13 protein-coding genes are annotated in these 17667 nt (G+C 68.0%); 5 read left to right on the forward strand and 8 right to left on the reverse strand.

The window, feature by feature from the left end; all coding sequences use genetic code 11:
• The first annotated feature begins 10 nt into the window (after positions 1-10).
• From RH90_RS01410 to RH90_RS01420, 3 genes are all read left to right on the forward strand, one after another.
• Positions 11-2260 (forward strand): fimbria/pilus outer membrane usher protein, encoded by a 2250-nt coding sequence (locus tag RH90_RS01410; RefSeq protein ID WP_010183411.1) that lies wholly within the window; start codon positions 11-13, stop codon positions 2258-2260.
• 5 nt (positions 2261-2265) lie between these two features.
• Positions 2266-2697 carry a Csu type fimbrial protein gene (locus RH90_RS01415; protein ID WP_010183412.1) on the forward strand — a complete coding sequence of 144 codons (432 nt, stop codon included), beginning with the start codon at positions 2266-2268 and terminating at the stop codon, positions 2695-2697.
• Positions 2698-2774: 77 nt separating this feature from the next.
• On the forward strand, positions 2775-3398 hold the full coding sequence (locus tag RH90_RS01420) for a TetR family transcriptional regulator (RefSeq protein ID WP_081476852.1): 624 nt from the start codon (positions 2775-2777) through the stop codon (positions 3396-3398).
• Positions 3399-3447: 49 nt separating this feature from the next.
• Here the strand turns inward: RH90_RS01420 and RH90_RS01425 are convergent, their stop codons facing one another.
• The 8 genes from RH90_RS01425 to RH90_RS01460 all read right to left on the reverse strand — a co-directional run bounded on the left by RH90_RS01425 (position 3448) and on the right by RH90_RS01460 (position 12874).
• Entirely contained in the window at positions 3448-3630 is a 183-nt protein-coding gene (locus RH90_RS01425) for a hypothetical protein (protein ID WP_010183414.1), read from the reverse strand.
• Between the two features lie 192 nt (positions 3631-3822).
• Complete coding sequence (locus tag RH90_RS01430) at positions 3823-4554, reverse strand: FadR/GntR family transcriptional regulator (protein WP_010183415.1); 732 nt, start codon at positions 4552-4554, stop codon at positions 3823-3825.
• Positions 4551-5282, reverse strand: a complete 732-nt coding sequence (locus tag RH90_RS01435; protein ID WP_010183416.1) for a helix-turn-helix transcriptional regulator — start codon at positions 5280-5282, stop codon at positions 4551-4553. Before RH90_RS01435 ends, RH90_RS01430 begins: the two co-directional genes overlap by 4 nt.
• 76 nt (positions 5283-5358) lie before the next feature.
• On the reverse strand, positions 5359-6657 hold the full coding sequence (locus RH90_RS01440) for an MFS transporter (protein WP_010183417.1): 1299 nt from the start codon (positions 6655-6657) through the stop codon (positions 5359-5361).
• Positions 6654-7601: an alpha/beta hydrolase gene (locus RH90_RS01445; protein ID WP_010183419.1), complete on the reverse strand. Its 948-nt coding sequence runs from the start codon at positions 7599-7601 to the stop codon at positions 6654-6656. The genes RH90_RS01440 and RH90_RS01445 overlap by 4 nt, the downstream gene beginning before the upstream one ends.
• A gap of 15 nt (positions 7602-7616) precedes the next feature.
• A complete protein-coding gene (locus tag RH90_RS01450) occupies positions 7617-9020 on the reverse strand; it encodes an FAD-binding oxidoreductase (RefSeq protein ID WP_010183420.1) in 1404 nt (467 codons plus the stop codon).
• 4 nt (positions 9021-9024) lie between these two features.
• Entirely contained in the window at positions 9025-11217 is a 2193-nt protein-coding gene (locus tag RH90_RS01455; RefSeq protein ID WP_010183422.1) for a TonB-dependent receptor, read from the reverse strand.
• 133 nt (positions 11218-11350) lie between these two features.
• Positions 11351-12874: a carboxylesterase/lipase family protein gene (locus tag RH90_RS01460; RefSeq protein ID WP_010183424.1), complete on the reverse strand. Its 1524-nt coding sequence runs from the start codon at positions 12872-12874 to the stop codon at positions 11351-11353.
• A 459-nt stretch (positions 12875-13333) separates the two neighbouring features.
• Here RH90_RS01460 and RH90_RS01465 point away from each other — a divergent pair, with 459 nt between their 5' ends.
• Together RH90_RS01465 and RH90_RS01470 are read left to right on the forward strand one after the other, a co-directional pair.
• Positions 13334-15577: a GH92 family glycosyl hydrolase gene (locus RH90_RS01465; RefSeq protein ID WP_232280279.1), complete on the forward strand. Its 2244-nt coding sequence runs from the start codon at positions 13334-13336 to the stop codon at positions 15575-15577.
• 8 nt (positions 15578-15585) lie between these two features.
• On the forward strand, positions 15586-17526 hold the full coding sequence (locus tag RH90_RS01470; RefSeq protein ID WP_232280280.1) for a glycoside hydrolase family 2 protein: 1941 nt from the start codon (positions 15586-15588) through the stop codon (positions 17524-17526).
• Positions 17527-17667: the final 141 nt, after the last annotated feature.

The raw sequence follows: 17667 nt of genomic DNA on the forward strand, positions 1-17667 counted from the left end.
CGCGTCGCGAATGGTCGCCGCTCCGATCGCGATTGTCGCGCCCGCCGCAGCCGACGCGCTGCAGGCCGCGTGGCTCGCCGTGACGATGAACGGCGTCGCGCAGGGCGACGTGCTCGTCCAGCGTCGCGCGGGGCGTGTCTATGTCCCGGCCGAGGCGCTGCGGCGCTGGGGGGTGACGCTCGACGGATTGGCGATCGTCACGCTCGACCATCAGCCCTATGTCGCGCTCGGTGGCGACGGCCTTGCCTATACGGTGGAGGAAGCGACGCAGGCCTTGCGGCTGACGGTCGCCCCCGCGCGACTGCAAGCGACATCGCTCCCGGCGCGGCGCGTATCGCTCGGTCGCGTGGCGCGCAGCGGCTGGGGCGGGTTCGTCAATTACGATCTGCTTGCCGACCGCAGCTATGGCAGCACCAGCGTGAGCGGGCTGTTTGAAGTCGGGCTGTTCTCGCCGCTGGGATCGGGCACGAGCACCTTCGTCGCGCGCTCGTCCGGGCCCGGCGCGAATGTGGTGCGGCTCGAATCGGGCTGGACGATCGACGATCCCGACCGGTTGCGCTCGCTACGGATCGGCGACAGCGTCACCCGCTATGGCATCGGCGGGACGCCGTTTCGCTTCGCCGGGCTTCAGTTCGGGCGCAGCTTCGAGACCCAGCCAGGCTATGTCACGCTACCCTTGCCGACGCTCGGCGGTGCGGCGGCGCTCCCCTCCGTCGCCGATATCTACGTCAACAACGTGTTGACGGGGCATCAGGACGTCCGACCCGGGCCGTTCGCGATCACCGACGTGCCTGTCGTCAGCGGCGCGGGGCAGGTCAGCCTGGTGGTGCGCGACATGCTCGGCCGGCAGACCACGATCAGCCAATCCTATTACACCGCGCCCGACCTGCTGCGCGCCGGGCTGTCCGATTATTCGTTCGAGGCCGGTGTCGCGCGCCGCGACTTCGGCACGCGCAGCTTTTCCTACGGATCGGCGTTTGCGGCGGCGACCTATCGCTACGGCCTGTCCGACACGCTCACCGGCGAGGCGCATGCCGAGGCGACGCCGCGGCTCCAGCAAGCCGGCGCGGCGGCCGATTTCGTGCTCCCCGGCGTCGCGCTCATCACGCTCGGCGCCGCGGCCAGCCACGCGCCGAGCGGGGCGGGGGCGATGGTGACCGCGGGGATCCAGCGCAATGCGCCGCGCATCTCGTACGGCGTCACCGCCGAGCTCCTCTCCGATGCGTATGTGACCTATGGGAGCTCGTACAAGAGCCCGCGGCGCTCGGTGACGGCGTTCGTCGGGATGCCGGTGCGATTCGGGTCGATCGGCGGGTCCTTCACGACGCGCAGCTATCGCAGCGCCCCCAGCCTGCAGATCACCAGCCTCAACGCGACGATCCACGCGACGCGCTTTGCAAGCTTCAACCTGATCGGCAGCAAGACCTGGGGCGCGGTCGCTGACACGGCAGTGCAACTGCTGATGCTCGTGCCGCTCGGCCGGCGGACGAGCGCCAGTGCCGGCGTCAGCGCGCATGGCGCGGGCGAGTCGGCGGTCGCGACGCTGCAACGCGATCTGCCGGTGGGGGACGGGATCGGCTACCGGGTCAGCGGCGAGGCCGGCGAAATCGATCGGCTCGACGGCGAGGTGTCGCTCCAGACCGGGGTCGGCACCTATTCGGTCGAGGGGAGCTGGACCGATCAGGGCGGCGGGGTGCGGCTTTCCGCCTCGGGGTCGATCGGCATGATCGACGGCAATGTGTTCGCGGCGCGCCCGCTGACGCAAAGCTTCGCCGCGGTGCGCGTCGGGGATTTCCCCGATGTCGGGGTCTATGCCGACAATCAGCTGGTCGGCCACACCGGCCGCAATGGCCTGATGATCGTGCCCAATTTGCGCATGTTCGACGACAATCCGCTGCGCATCGACACCGACGATGTCCCGATGACCGCGCAGATCGTCACCGACAAGCAGACCGTCCGGCCGCCCCGGCGATCGGGCGTCCATGTCGATTTCGCGGTGGTCGACGAGCGCGATGCGATCCTGACGGTCGTGCTCGCCGATGGGACTGCGTTGCCGAAGGGCGCACGCGTGGTGAGCGGAAGCGGTGAGGAGACCGTCTCGGCCGCCGGTGGCGAGATCTATCTGGCGCATTTGCGCGCCACGACCACGGTAACCGTCGCGCTGGAGAAGACCGCATGCAGTTTCGACGTAACGCGCCCCGCCGACAGCGGCGCACAGCCGCGGCTCGGCCCCTTCACCTGCGCGCTGCGGCCGTCATGAGGCGGGTGAGGCCACTCGGGTGCGCGCTCACGCTGCTTGGACTGCTGGCCAGCCGACCGGCACTCGCGGCGAGCTGCTCGGTCTCGTCCTCGGGGGTCAATTTCGGCGCCTACGACCCGGCCGATGCCGCCGACACGCGCGGCACCGGAACGGTGCGGCTCAGCTGCGACGCCGCGGTCACCGCGAGCGTTGCGCTCAGCGGCGGGGGGCGTTCGGCGACCGACCATGCGATGAGCAACGGTATCAGCCAGCTCGGCTATGGGCTCTATACCGACGCCCAGCGCAGCACGCTCTGGGGGGACGGGACGGGGGGCTCGCAGACCGTCGCGTTCGACGGCACGGTGGTCGATCGCTCGGTCTATGGCGCGATCCCGGCACGGCAGCGGGTGACGGCCGGGAGCTATGCCGATACGATCACGCTGACCGTGAGCTATTAGCCGGGGCGGCGCTGGTGCGCCTTCCGGGCTCCTGGAATCATTGACGATAGTCGCGCGGGCGCCCAATATTGTCACCGATGACAATATTGGATGCGTCCCCGCGTCGACGCCGGCGCCACCCCGACGAGTTGCGTGACGAGGCGCTCGCCGCGGCACGTCGACTGCTGCTGGCGGACGGGCCGAGCGCGGTGACGCTGCAAGCCGTGGCGCGCGCGCTGAACATGGCGCACGGGAACATCACGCATCATTTCGGATCGGCCGCGAAGCTCCAGGCGGTGTTGGCGGATGCGCTGATTGCCGAGCTGCTCGCGGCGGTCTCGACCGGAACGCGGCGGCTTCGGTCGGGCGAGATCGATGAGGCCGATCTGGTCGATCTGGTGTTCGACACGTTCGAGGAAAGCGGGGTCGGGCGCCTGATCGGCTGGCTCGCCGCGCAGCGCAGCGTCCAGCTCGACACGCTCTATCACCGCTTCGCGCAAGCCTCCCGCGACCTTTCCGGCGCCCGCGACGATGGCGCGATCCTGACCGACGAAGCCTTGTCCCCGGTCATCGCGACCGTCGTCATAGCAGCTTTGGGGGCATCGCTGATCGGCCCCGGCATGTCCGCGGCGCTGGGGTTGCCCGTCGCGTTCATGCGCGCGCAGGCGACGGCCGATTTCGTGCGGCAGCGTCAGGCGGCGGCAACGCATCGGGGCGAATGATCCGGGCGGGGAGCGTCGGCGCACGGAGCGCCTGTTCGCGCGTGCGGCACTACCCGTCAGCTAGCGGGCCAAGGCCGGAACCCGGTGTCTTCTCGTCAGCATCGACGCGGACATTCTCGGCTAGGGTCGACGCGGCGCCGCGGGCGTAGAGCGATTCGAGCTGCGTGGCGACGGCCGCGACGAACGCGCCGTGATCGACCAGATCGCGGAACAGCGGCTGGATCGACAGCAATGGCTGGGCGGGCGTCGCCGACGCCGTAGCGCGCGGCGCGGCGGACCGCGTCCGCCTCGCGCGTGACGGGCGTGATGCGATAGACCATCGTCGCGAGGAAGCGCGCCGCCGCCGGCGTGACCCCGCCCGGATCGTAGCCCGGCGCCGCGAGCCCCGCGGGCAGATCGCGCAGGATCGCGCGCGACAGCCGTCTCACCGCGGCTGCGGGCCGCCGAGCACCGCCATGCGCGCCGCGCTCGCCAGCCGGTCGGCGATGGTCGCGTCGAAATGGCGGCTCATCAGATCGCCCGCCATCGGCGCGTCGCGATCGGCGATCGCCTGTGCGAGATCGCGGTGCGCGAGGAGCACCGCGTCGCGCTGCGGTTCGGTCTCGCGCGTGTGCCAGGCGGTCGGCACCGCGACGCGCATCAGCCCCTCGAACGAGCGGACGATCTGGAGGAACAGCGCGTTGCCGCTGGCGGCGGCGATCGCCTGGTGGAAGGCGATGTCGTGATGCGTCACCGCCGCGAGATCCCCCCCCGCCGCGCGCATCGCGTCGGCGGCAGCGATGATCGCGCGCGCTTCGGGATCGGTGCGGTGCTGCGCGGCGAGGTCGGCGGTGCGCAGCTCGAGCGTGCGGCGCACGTCCCATACGTCGCTGGTCGAGATCTGCGCGGTGGCGACGGCATGGTTGATCGAGGCGGCCATCACCGACCCGTCGATCGCGCCGACGCGCGGCTTGCGGCCATTGCCGATGTCGAGCAGCCGCAGTGCGGCGAGCGCGCCGAACGCCTCGCGCATCACCGCCCGGCTGACGCCGAGCTCCTCGGCGAAACGCCCCTCGCCGGGCAGCGTGTCGCCAACCTTCAGATCGTGCGCGGCGATATGGTCGCGCACGCGTCGCATCGCCTGTTCGACCAGCGAACCGTCCGATGTCGGGATCATGCCGCGATCCGGTGGGCGCGGACGTGCGACGGTGCCTCGCCGAAGCGACGCGAGAAGGCGCGGGTGAAGCTCGCATTGTTGAGATAGCCGCAGCGATAGCCGATCGCCGAGATCGGCAGGTCGCTCGCCAGCAGCAGATGTCGCGCGCCGCCGAGCCGGCGTTCGGTGATCGCGTCGCTGACGGTGCAGGCGAACATGCTACGGAAGCCGCGCGTCAGCTTGCTGCGATTGAGCCCGCACGCCCGCGCGATGCCGTTGAGCGTCAGTTTCTCGCGCCACTGCTCGTCGATCATCCGCTGCGCCGCGACGATCCGCTGCGAATCGCGTTCGGACAAATGCCCGCATCCGTCGGCCGGGACGAGTCCCGCTTCGCGCAGCGCTTCCATCACCGCACACAGCAATTCGATGCTCTTGGCGAGGCGCAGCGTCGCGCGCGCGGGCTCGGCGAGCGCACACTCGAGGATCGCGAGCGCGATCGCGCGGATCGCGCTCGGCAGATGCCATACGCTGCCATCTTGGGCTGGCACGAGGCCGAAGACCCGCTGGCACGCCGTCTCAGTGACGAGCAGCACGAGCTCGCACTCGGTCGTGTCGCCGCCACCGAGCGTGACGGTCGCATCGGCGAGGCGAAAGGTGAGGACCAGTGGCTGCTCGAGGGTGGTATCGTCGATCGGCCCCGTGCCCAGCAGCGCCACCATCTCGGGCGACACGTCGATCCGCTGTCTCATCCTGCCTCCTGTCGCGGCTCGTGATTCGAGCTCGTCGGCGAAATCGTACAGCTATCAGATAGGAACGCAATAGCTATCAGATAGGTTTGTCGGTCGCGGTGCGGGGGGCGGTTCGGATCGCGAGGATGAACGCCAGCGCGGCAAGGAGGCTGACGGCGACCCCGACGATCGCCTGCCCCGCCCCGAGCTGCGCCTCGCCGCCGAGCAGGCCGCTCACGGTCGTCACCAGGGTCGGGGCGAGCCCATAGCCAATCACGCCGGCCAGCGCGATGAAGGCGCCGATGCACAGCCCGCGCAACTCGTTCGGCACGAGCACGGTGAGCGCCACCGACGTGCCGAGCCCGGTGATCGTGCCGCACAGCACCAGCACCCCGAGCCCGATCGCAAAGCCGGACACGCCCGGCGCGACCGCGAACAGCGCGGCAGGCACGCCGACCAGCGCCGCCGCCGCCGCGCCGTAGAGCACGCCGCCGCGCCGGCCGCTGCGCTGCCCCATGTCGGCGGTGACGCCGCCGAGGATCGTGCCGACCAGGCCGGCGGCGAACATCAGCGTTCCCATCCAGCCGGCGAACTGGTCGGGCGTCAGGTGATAGCTGCGCGAGAGGATCGGCGCCGCCCAGATCCCGGCGGCGGCATCGGCCATCACGACGCTGATCTGCCCGACGAACAGCGGCACGAGGAAGCGGCGGCGCGACCACAGCTCGGCCACCACCACCCGGAACGGCGCGTGCGTCCCCGCGACGACCTCCTGCCGCTTCGGCTCGCGCAGGAGCAGCAGCGGCAGCGCGAAGAGACCCGCGAGGATCGCGAGCACGACATGCGCGCTGCGCCACGGCGCGAGGCCGTGGGTGAGCGGCAGCGTGCCGCCGTGGAGGAACCAGCCGAGCAGCGCGCCGGTCAGACCGAAAGCCAGCGCCACGCCGAGCGTCTTGCCGAGGGTGACGATCAGCAGCGCGCGCCCGCGCTGGTCTGGCGCGCACAGATCGGCGCCGAGTGACAACGCTGCGGTCAGGCCGCCAGTGGTGCCGATCCCGGTCAGCATCCGCGCGACGAACAACACGGCCGGCCCGGGCGCGACGGCAGTGAGCGCCGCGCCGAGCGTCCAGATCACCGCCATCGCCAGCAGCAACCGTACCCGCGAACCGCGATCGACGAGGATGCCGATCGGGATCGAGAACAGTGCCAGCGGGATCGCGGCGGACAGGCCCTGGATCAGCCCCAGCGCGCGATCGCTAAGGCCCATTTCGAGCTTGGCGCCTTCCTGCACCATGCTGAACGAGCCCATCGTCGTGAAACCGAGCGCCATCGCCAGCGCGAGCGCGAGCAGCGGCGGCAGCGCGCGGGTGAAAGAACGGGGTGCGGCGGACGCGCTCACTTCACCACCATCGCGCGACGGAGCGCGTCCATCCGGTCGCGCCGCGCCTGTGCCGCGACGGCGGCGTTGGGGTCGATGTCGAAGCCGTGGAAGCCGCCGGGATAGACATGCAGCTCGGTCGGCACGCCAGCGCGGATCAGGCGGCGGGCATAGTCCAGGTCTTCGTCGACGAAGAGATCGAGCGCGCCGGTCGCGATATAGGTCGGCGGCAGCCCGGCGAGATCGGTCGCGCGCGCCGCGGCGGCATACGGCGACACGTCGTCCGCCCCAGGATCGCGCCCGAGCAGCGCGCGCCATCCGAAGCGGTTGTTGTGCGGCGTCCAGATGAACTGGCCGGTGGCCGGGTTGGGATCATCGCGCGTGCACGTCCGGTCGTCGAGCATCGGATAGGTGAGGTGCTGGAACGCCAGCCGGTACGTCCCGCGGTCGCGCGCGAGCAGCGCCAGCGCGGCAGCGAGGCCACCGCCCGCGCTCTCGCCGATCACGCCGATCCGCGCCGGGTCGACACGCAGCTCCGTCGCCTGCGCGAAGGTCCAGGCGAGGCCGGCATAGCAATCCTCGATCGCGCCGGGGAACACCGTCTCGGGCGCGAGCCGATAGTCGACCGAGACGATTACGCAGCCGAGCGCCTCGGCCATCGGCCGGTGCGCGAACTCGAGGCTCGCGGCATCGCCCATCACATAGCCGCCGCCATGGATGTGAAAGAGGCACGGAAACGGCCCCGTGCCAGCGGGCGTGTAGATCAATAGCGAGACGTCGGGCGCGCCCGCGGGGCCGGGCACCGAGCGCCGCTCGCACGTCACCGCATTGGGCACGACCGGCGGCGCCGGCAGGCGACTGCCCGCCGCGCGGATCGTCGCGAGCAGGTCGGCGTCGAGCGCCAGCGTCGGCCACTGGTCGAGCATCGGGCGCAGTTCGGGGTCGACGAGCGAAAGGTCGGTCATGGAAAGCCCGTTTCGTTAGAGCGCGAAGATCTTGCCGGGGTTGAACAGGTCGCGCGGATCGAGTGCGCGCTTGACCGTGCGCATCAGCTCGACCGCCTCGCCGAGTTCGGCGACGAGCCATTCCTGTTTGCCGAGACCGATGCCGTGCTCGCCGGTGCACGTCCCGTCCATCGCCAGCGCGCGCTCGACCAGCCGCGCGTTGATCGCCTTCACTTCGGCGAATTCGGCGGCGTTGGCGGGGTCGATCGCGAAGATAACGTGGAAATTGCCGTCGCCGACATGGCCGAGGATCGTCGCCGGGACCCGCGTCGTCGCCAGATCGGCCTTTGTCGCGCCGATGCATTCGGGCAGCCGGCTGATCGGCACGCAGACGTCGGTGGTCCAGCCGACCGCGCCGGGGCGCAGCGCGACCGCGGCATAATAGGCCTCGTGCCGCGCCTTCCACAGCCGCGCGCGCTCCTCGGGCAGGTTCGCCCAGGCGAAATCGCCGCCGCGATTGTCGATCGCCAGGGCGCGGACCGTCGCGATCTGCTCGGCGACCCCGGCAGGGGAACCGTGGAACTCGAAGAACAGTGTCGTCATTTCCGGATAATCGAGCTTCGACCAGCGATTGACCGCGCGCATCTGCATGTCGTCGAGGATCTCGACGCGCGCGAGCGGCACGCCGAGCTGGATCGCCTGCACCACCGTGGTCACCGCGCCGTCGAGCGTCTCGAAGCCGCACACCGCCGACGAGATCGCCTCGGGGATCGGATGGAGCCGGAGCGTGACCTCGGTGATGATCCCGAGCGTTCCCTCGCTGCCGACATACAGCCGGGTCAGATCGTACCCCGCCGCCGACTTCCGCGCCCGCCGCGCGGTGCGGATCACACGCGCGTCGGGGGTGACGATGGTGAGCGACAGCACCGCCTCGCGCATCGTGCCGTAGCGCACCGCATTGGTGCCACTGGCGCGGGTCGAGGCCATCCCGCCGATCGTCGCATTCGCGCCGGGGTCGATCGGGAAGAACAGGCCGGTGTCGCGCAGATGCTCGTTGAGTTGTTCGCGCCGCACGCCGGCCTGGACGCGACAGTCGAAATCCTCGGCATTGACCGCGACGATCGCGTCCATCTGCGACAGGTTGACGCTGACCCCGCCGCGCGCCGCGAGTGCATTGCCCTCGATCGAGGTGCCCGCGCCGAACGGCACGATCGGCACGCCCGCCGCGGTGCATAGCTCGACCAGGGCGACGACATCCTCGGTCGAGTGCGCGAAGACCACCGCGTCGGGGGGCATGGGCGCGAAATGCGCTTCGCTGTGCCCATGCTGCGTCCGCATCGCCTCGGTGACGTGCAGCCGGTCGCCGAACCGCGCCGCCAGCGCATCGAGAAAGCCGGGAGGAAGAGTCTGGGGCACGGGACGCTCCGTCATCGCGTTCATCGGATCAGAACTTGAAGGTCGCGCGCACGCCGTAGCGCCGGCGGTCGCCCTGCAGCGCGAGATTGGCTGCGATCGGCGCGAGGCCGGCGCGGACCAGCGCCGACTTGTCGATATAGCTTTCGATGAATTTGGTGTTGAACAGGTTGGTCCCGAACGCCGCGATCTCGAACCCGCTGGCGAAGCGGAACGCGACCGACGCGTTGGTGAGCGTATAGGGCGACAGCCGTGGCGCAGTGTTGGGATCGAGACTCGACCCGATCCGGCTGCCCTTGCCGATGACGCCGGCGTTGAGCACCAGCGCCTTCAGACCGACCGGCACGGTGTAGGTCGTGCTCGCGTTGAAATTGTAATCGGGCGTGAAGATGATCCGGTCGCTCGATACGTGGACGCCGGTCGTCGCGAAATACTGGCTGTCGTCGGTGATGCGCGCGTGGAGGTACGACACGCCGGCATCGATCCGCCATTGGTCGGTCAGGCGAAGATGCGCCTCGGCCTCGGCGCCATAGCTGGTGACATGGCCGGTGTTGAGGTTGATCGCGACGAAGCCCGCGCCGGTGGCGTTGGGTGCGAGCGAGTTCTGCCCGATGAAGTCGTTATAATCGTTATAGAACACATCGGCATCGAGCGACAGGCGGCGGTCGAACGCCGAAATCTTGGTCCCAACTTCGTAGGTCCAGACATTGTCGCCCTTGTAGAGCGCATCCTGCGCGCGCGTCCCCGGCCCGTTCTGCCCACCGCCGCGCGCGCCCTTGGCGACCGAGGCATAGGTCATGAAGTCGGGCGTCCAATGCTTGGTGAGCGTGACTCGCGGCTGGAACTGGTCCTTGGTATAGACCGGCGGGATGTAGAATGCGGGCGTCGCACCGATCGTCGCGACGTCGGTCTGGCTGCCGGTCAGCCGCTGGTGATCGTAGCGGCCGCCGAGCGCGAGATCGATCGTGCCGAGCTTGACGAACACCGTCGCGAACACCGCACGCGTGTCGTTCTGCGTCACCGCATGCGAGGTCGAGGTGCGCGCCGGGATCGTGCCTGCGGGCAGGGCGAGCAACGGGCTGAGATCGAGCCGGTTGGTCGTGTCGCCGCGCTGGACGTAGCGATCGCCATAGACGCCGATCAGCGTCGAGATCGCGTCGCTCCACTGCGTATCGGCGCGCAGCTCGACCGTCTTGGTGATCAGCCGCGAGCCGCCATTCGAGCGCAGCAGATCGACCGCGCCGAAATCGCCGTCGCCGACGCTGGTCAGATCCTTCTGATTGTAGGCGCCGATCGCGGTGATCTTGGTGTTGAACCCGACATCGAACTCGCCCTTCAGATTGGCGCCGTAATAATCGATGCCGGTGCGGTTGAGCACATTGGTCGCGCCGGTCTCGCGATAATCGGTCGGGCCGTCGACATGTTCGTAGGCAGTGCTGCCGCCAAAGGCGTGGTCGTAGCTGCCGTTGAGCGTGAAGGTCGCCCAGCTCGCCGGCAGGAAGCGCAGCGTGCCGTTGACGGCATGCTGTTCGAGCGGGTTCATGTCGCCGATCGCGAGCGTGTTGCGCTGGAACCCGTCCTGCTCGTGATACGACGCGCCGATGCGGAACTGCAGCACGTCGCGGACGATCGGACCGCTGACCGTGCCCGACACGGTCGCATAATTGTCGGTCCCCGCGACCGCGGCGTCGAAGCGGCCGGTCCAGCTGTTCGACGGCTGGCGCGTGACCACGTTGATCGCGCCGCCGAGCGTGTTGTTGCCGAACAGCGTGCCCTGCGGCCCGCGCAGCACCTCGATCCGCGCCACGTCGACGATCGGATTGTTGAGGTAGGAAGTGTTGGGCTGATAGACCCCGTCGATGAAGATGCCGACGCCGGGCTGGACCGTGTCGATCAGCGTCGTGCCGATCCCGCGGATCGAGATGAACGCGCGGCCGACCGAGTCCGAATTGATGCTGAGCCCGGGCGTGTAGGCCGCGATATCCTTGATCGAATTGGCCTGGCGGTCCTTGAGCTGGTCGCCGGTCAGCGCGGTCACCGCGATCGGCACGTCCTTGAGCGATTCCTCGCGGCGCCGCGCGGTGACGACGATGTCGCCGGGATCGGTCTGGGCGGCGGGCTGGGTCGTGGCCGCTGGCGACGGCTGGTCTTGCGCTGCGGCCAGGCCGGGGATCGCGAGACAGGCGACCGAAGTCGCCAGACTGAGCAAGGTGCGCTGACGCATGATGAAATCCTCTCCGTGGCGGCGGATCGTGGCGTCCGCTCGGCTCATCAGAGCTATAGGCGTGTTTCAACCTATCTGAAAGGTCGTTCCGCTGTGCCGATCGGCCGTCGCTTTTGGCCGGGCGGCTTTTGGCTCAGGGCAGGAACGGGGCTGCCGGCAGCGGCGCTTCGCGCACCGTCGCGTCGGCTGCGAGGTGATGGACGTTGCGCTCGTCGCGCGTGAATTCGGGCCAGGGCAGCGTCCCGTCGCGCGCGAAATCGACCCATAGCCGGTGGATGCGGTCGGCGAGCGCCTGCGGCGGATTGGGGCCGCACAGCCCGGTTTCGCCGGTCACGGTCGCCAGCGTGTCGAACACGAACGGCAGTTCCATCGCGTGCGCCGCGCCGAGTTCGCCGCCAAACAGTGGCGAGCGCCATTCGAATTCATAGACATGCGTGCGCCCGCGATGCTCCTCGGCAAAGCGCCGCGCGGGCCAGCGAAAGACGAGGTCGGTCAGCGCGTCGGTCAGCGCCTGTCCGGGCTTCTTGCCCGGCTCCCCGATCCCATAGGCGCGCAGGACTTTTCGCGCGTGCGGCTGCGAACGGTGGAGAAAATAAGTGGCGAGCAAGCGACCGATCGTGTCGCGGACTCCGCTCGGGACGAGGTAGAGGTTCATCTCCTCGGCGTTGCTCCCGATCAGCAGATCGACCCCGGACCCCGCCCCGTTGCGCAACGCGTCGAGCGGTGGCTCGGGCAGCACGGCGTCGCCGTGCACCGGCACGAAGCGGCTGATCCCGAAGACCGGCTCGCGACCGTCGGGGCCGCGCAGGTCGAGCCGCGTCGTCGGCTGCGACACCGTTTCGATCGCGTCGAGCGCCGCGCCGGGGGCGATGCGTTCGAAGCCTTCGCGATCCGGGGTCACCTTCAGCAAGTCGGCGAGCTTGCGCACCAGCCGCTGCGCGACCGTAATGTCGCGCGTCATCGCGCCGTGTCCGCTCTCGACGATCGCGCGGTGGAACAGGCCCTTGGCAAGCGGCGAGGTGATGAGATCGGCGATCGCCATCGCCCCGGCCGATTCGCCGAACACGGTGACGTTACCGGCGTCGCCACCGAAGGCGGCGATGTTATCCTGGACCCAGCCGAGCGCGAACAGGATGTCGCGCAGGCCGAGATTAGTCGGCACGCCCGGGATCGGCAGGAAACCCTCGATACCGAGGCGATAGTTGATCGCGACGCAGACCACGCCGTCGCGCGCGAAGCGGCTGCCGTCCTGCACCGGCGCATCCTTGCTCCCGACCACGAAGCCGCCGCCATGGACGAACACCATCACCGGAAGGGGCTCGGCGGCCTGCGCGGGCGTCCAGATGTTGAGCGTGAGATAGTCGTCGCCTTCGACCCAGCCGCTGCCGATCAGCGCCGCGACATCGAGCCCCGCGACGGCACGGGTGCGCTGCGGCGCGGTGGCGCCGGCGCCGGTCGCGTCGCGGACGCCGTGCCACGGCGGCGCCGGCTGCGGCTTCGCGAAGCGATGCGCGCCAACCGGCGCCGCGGCGTAGGGGATGCCGAGAAAGCGGCGGACGCCGCTCGCTAACGACCCGCGCAATACGCCGATCGAAAGTGCGACGATGGGGCTGGGGGATGCGGCGACGGGATGTGACATGTGCTCGGTATAGCGCATTTGCGCCTACCGATCGGATCAACGATTTTGCCGGATGGATCGATCGAGCGGTCGCCGCCACCCATGGCGGCCGGTCGGTCCACGATCCGTCGCACCGCGGTCCTGATCGTTCGCAAAAACCAAGACTGTGATGTCCCCGCCATGGTTGGGGGGCCGGTAAGCCTACATCTCGATCCCAAGACCCGTCGCTGTGACCAATCAATTAGAAACCGACTTCAATTTAATTGACAAAATGGTTTATTTAATGAATTTTGCAGATCTCGATTCCTGGTAAGCGGCTGAAGCTCGAAATCCAGGTTGCGGGCTCGATATCTGAGCGGAGAGGGTATGATCTTGACATGGGTGTTCCGCCCCTATCGGCGCTTGGCGATCGCGACGGCGGGGGGCGCTATCATGATCGCATCCGGTCTCGGGTGTGCCTACGTTTCTGCGCGGGGCGTGCGTCCGAGCTTGCCTGGGGTGGATCAAGCCAATCCGCTGGTCGGCACGGCGCCGCTCTACCGACCGGACCTGATCGGCAACGCCCCGCCGGCCGGCGAGCCGCTTTATTCCGGCATAACCTCACCCGGCGCGCGTTTGCCGCACAGCGCGGTCGAGGCTGCGCCCGTCAATCTCAATGTCGAACTCAGCTATCCGTCTGGGGTGGCGACGCCGTATTACTACAGCAACCCGACGATGATCGGTTTCACCGGCGGTGGCGGGCCGACCTATGGCGCGCGGGCGCAGCCAATGCTGATGCCGGTGGTCGGCGACTGGATGGTGCCGCCCGCCTATAGCGAAGCGTATTACGACAAGGCGCGCGAGACGGCGGCGCCGGGCTATTATTCGGTATTTCTCGATAGTTTCAAAACCAGGGTCGAACTCACCGCGACGCAATCGACTGCGCTGATGCGCTTTACCTTTCCGGCGACCGAACGCGCGCATGTCATCCTCAATCTGCCGGGGCGGGGCGGCGACGTCGAGATCGTCGGCGACCATATGGTGCGCGGCATTGCAGCCGAGCACGGCGACAACGACGCGCGCGACGGTGCCTATTTCGTAGCGGAGTTCTCGAAGCCCTTCAAAAGCTTCGGCATGTTTCGCAAGTCGGCCAGTGCCGATCGCGGTTACGGCATCGGCGACAAGGACGTTCTGCCGGGCGCGCGGACGATCGCAGGCAGTTTTGCCGGGAGCTATCTCGACTTCACGACGCGTGCTGGCGAAACCGTATTGGTCAGGATGGCCCACGGCCCGAGTTATGCTGCCGCCGAGCAGCGCTTGCGCGGCGAAAGCCCGGACTGGAATTTCGACGGGGTCCATGCTCGGGCCCGCGCCGAATGGGCGGCCTTGCTCGACAAGGTCCAGGTCAGCGGCGGAACGGAGAAGCAGCGAATGCTGTTCTATTCGACGCTGTTCCAGTCGTTCGCCAGCCCGCGGCTGGTCGCGAGCAAGGGCGAGCGCTTCACCGACACGCACGGCGCGACGCAAACCGCGACGTACGATCGCTACGGCCCGGTGCCGTTCTGGGATACCGGCCGCAACCAGATCGTGCTGCTCGAACTGCTCGAGCCCGAAGTGACTCGCAACGTTATGCAGTCGGAACTCGACATGGCGCGCGAGCGCGGCTTCATGAATACCTCGTTCCACGGCGACAATGCGGTGTTCCTGTATCTCGGCGCAATGCGACGCGGGATCCGGTTCGATTACCAGGCGGCCTATGCGTACATGCGCAAGAACGCGACCGATCCCAACGGGCCGCGCGGCTATCTGGCGGAATACGATCGCAACGGATGGATCGCCGACGAAATCCCTGCCGGGAACCCGAGCCCGCCCTATGCCGGTGGCAAGGCGGGGGCAGCGACGACGCTCGAATATGCCTGGGACGATGCCGCTATGGCGGATTTCGCGACGCGGCTGGGGCATCCCGACGACGCGCGTCTGTTCGCCAAGCGCGCCGGCAATTATCGCAACGTGTTCGATCGTTCGATCGGCTTCGTGCGCGGTCGCACCGCCGACGGAAAATGGATCGCGCCGTTCGATCCGCGCGAGCCCTATTATAATTTCATGATGAAGGAGGCGTCTGGCTGGTCGACCCTGTGGTTGGTCCCGCACGACGTGGCAGGCCTGATCGACGAGCTCGGCGGGCGTACGGCGTTCAATGCAAAGCTCGACCAGTTCTTTACGACGCCGTACAATCCCAAGGGTATCTGCCGCGATTGCACGGGGGTGATCGGGCAATATGTGCAGGGCAATCAGCCCGACCAGCAAGCGCCGTATCTCTACGCTTGGAGTGGCCAGCCGTGGAAGACGCAAGCGCTGGTGCGCCGTATCCTGCGCGATCTCTATGGCAGCGATGCGAGCGGCTACGGCTATCCCGGCATGGACGATCAGGGCGCGACCTCGTCCTGGTACGCGCTGAGCGCCCTCGGCTTCTATCCAGTCGATCCGTCGAGTGACATCTACGTGCTCGGGAGCCCGCTGTTCGATCGCTCGGTGCTCAAGATGGGCAATGGCAAGGCGCTCGAGATCGTCGCGAAGAACAATTCGGCGCAAAACCAGTACATTCAATCGGCAACGCTCAACGGCCAGCCCTGGACCAAGCCGTGGTTCCGCCACGGTGACGTCGCCGGCGGTGCGACGCTGGTGCTGACGATGGGGCCGAAGCCAAATCCCAGATGGGGCAGCGCGCCGGCCGATGCGCCGCCATCGATGGTGCGACCATGAGGACGACGATGCGTAAATTTATACTCCCGCTCCTGCTGAGCGGTGCGGGGAGCGCGGGCGTTGGCGCCCAGAGCGCGCCGCCGCCGCGGACGGATTCGGTCTATACCGGCGCGATCATGACGCGCTGGGGCAAGACGGTGACCCCCGCCAACGCCTGGCGCAGCTATCCGCGCCCGCAGCTCGAACGCGCCAAATGGCAAAACCTCAACGGCCTGTGGGACTATGCCATCACCAAGGCGGCAGCGCCGCTGCCACCACGGATGGATGGCCAGATCCTGGTGCCGTTCGCAGTCGAATCGCGTCTGTCGGGCGTGGCGCGCACGCTGCTGCCCGAAGACCGGCTGTGGTATCGGCGACATTTCACGGTCCCGGCCGATTGGACCGGGCAGCACGTCCTGCTGAACTTCGGCGCGGTCGACCATGTCGCGCACGTCTGGGTGAACGGTGCGATCGTCGGCACGCATGTCGGTGGCTCGGATCCGTTCTCGTTCGATATCACCGATTTCCTGAAACCCGGCGAGAATATAGTGGCGGTGCAGGTGGCCGACCCGACCAGTGCGGGTAGCCAGCCGCGCGGCAAGCAGTCGCTCGCTCCCGAGGGCATCTGGTACACCGCGGTCAGCGGCATCTGGCAGACGGTGTGGATCGAGCCGGTTCCGGCGCTCCACATCGCCGACGTCCGCGTGACGCCCGATATCGATCGCGGCAGGGCCGAGGTCGATGTGGCGCTCAGCGCTTCGGCGAGCGACACCGACGCGGTGCGAGTGAGCGTGCGCTCGGGGGGCAAGACGATCGCTTCGACGATCGTCCGCGCCAATCGCCACGCCAGTCTCAGCGTGCCGGGCGCGCATCTATGGTCGCCCGAGGATCCGTTCGTGTACGATATCGTCGCCGAGTTGGTGCGTATTCAGGACCCGTACGCCGGCAGGGCGGAGCGCGATCGCGCCGCCTATGACGCGCGTTTCACCCAGCGCGAAGGGGTCACCTTTGCCGCCGCGCAGGTCACTGGCGTGCCGCGCGACCGCGTGACGGGCTATTTCGCGATGCGCAAGATTTCGGTCGGGCCGGGCAAAGTGATCGGTCAACCGGCGCTGTTGCTCAACAACAAGCCTTATTTTCACAACGGCACGCTCGACCAGGGCTGGTGGCCCGACGGGCTGCTGACCCCGCCGTCCGAAGTGGCGATGCGATCCGACCTGGAGTTTTTGAAGAAAGCGGGCTTCAACATGGTCCGCAAGCACATCAAGGTCGAACCCGCGCGCTATTATTACGATGCGGATCATCTCGGCATGTTGATCTGGCAGGACATGCCGGCTGGCGGCGGCGAAGACCAGTTCGTCGCGGGCACCAGCCAAAGCCAGGCGGTGCTGTCGTCCGACGTAATGGCCGAGCAGCAGAACGAGCTGGCGCATATGATCGGCAGTCTGCGCGCGTTTCCGTCCATCGTGCTGTGGGTCGTGAATAACGAGGGCTGGGGGCAATATGATTCCGCGACGCTCGCGCGTTATGTGAAGGGATTGGACCCGAGTCGCTTGGTCGATGCCGATAGCGGCTGGCTCGACGCCGCTCCGGGCGTGTCCGACGTGTTCGACATCCACACCTATGAGGACGTGCCCCACACCCCGACGCACCAGAGCGACCGTGCGATCGTGCTCGGCGAATATGGCGGCGTCGGGCGCCCGATCGACGGCCATTTGTGGCGCGAAGACAAACGCTGGAGCTACCAGGTGACGAGCGATCCGAAGGATTATGTCGCGCGCTACAAGCGGAAGTTCGACGAGGTCGTGCGTCAAGCGCGCGAAAATGGGCTCAGCGCGTCGGTCTATACCCAGACAACCGACGTCGAAGGCGAGATCAACGGACTGCTGACCTACGACCGCGAAATCGCCAAGGCACCCCCCGAAACCTTCGCACGAATGGCGTCGCCGCTGTTCGACGCGCCGAAATAGCAGAGATCGCGAACGGCGCGCCGGCGCCGCCGCGATCGCTCGCCCCGCCGCAATGGCGCTGGCACCGGTCGTACAAAAGTGACGTCGCATCACGTTTTAATTGACAATTTGGTTTTTAATTAGAATTCTATCGTCGCGGTT

The sequence above is a fragment of the Sphingomonas sp. PAMC 26605 genome (assembly GCF_000241485.1).
GTDB lineage: Bacteria > Pseudomonadota > Alphaproteobacteria > Sphingomonadales > Sphingomonadaceae > Sphingomonas.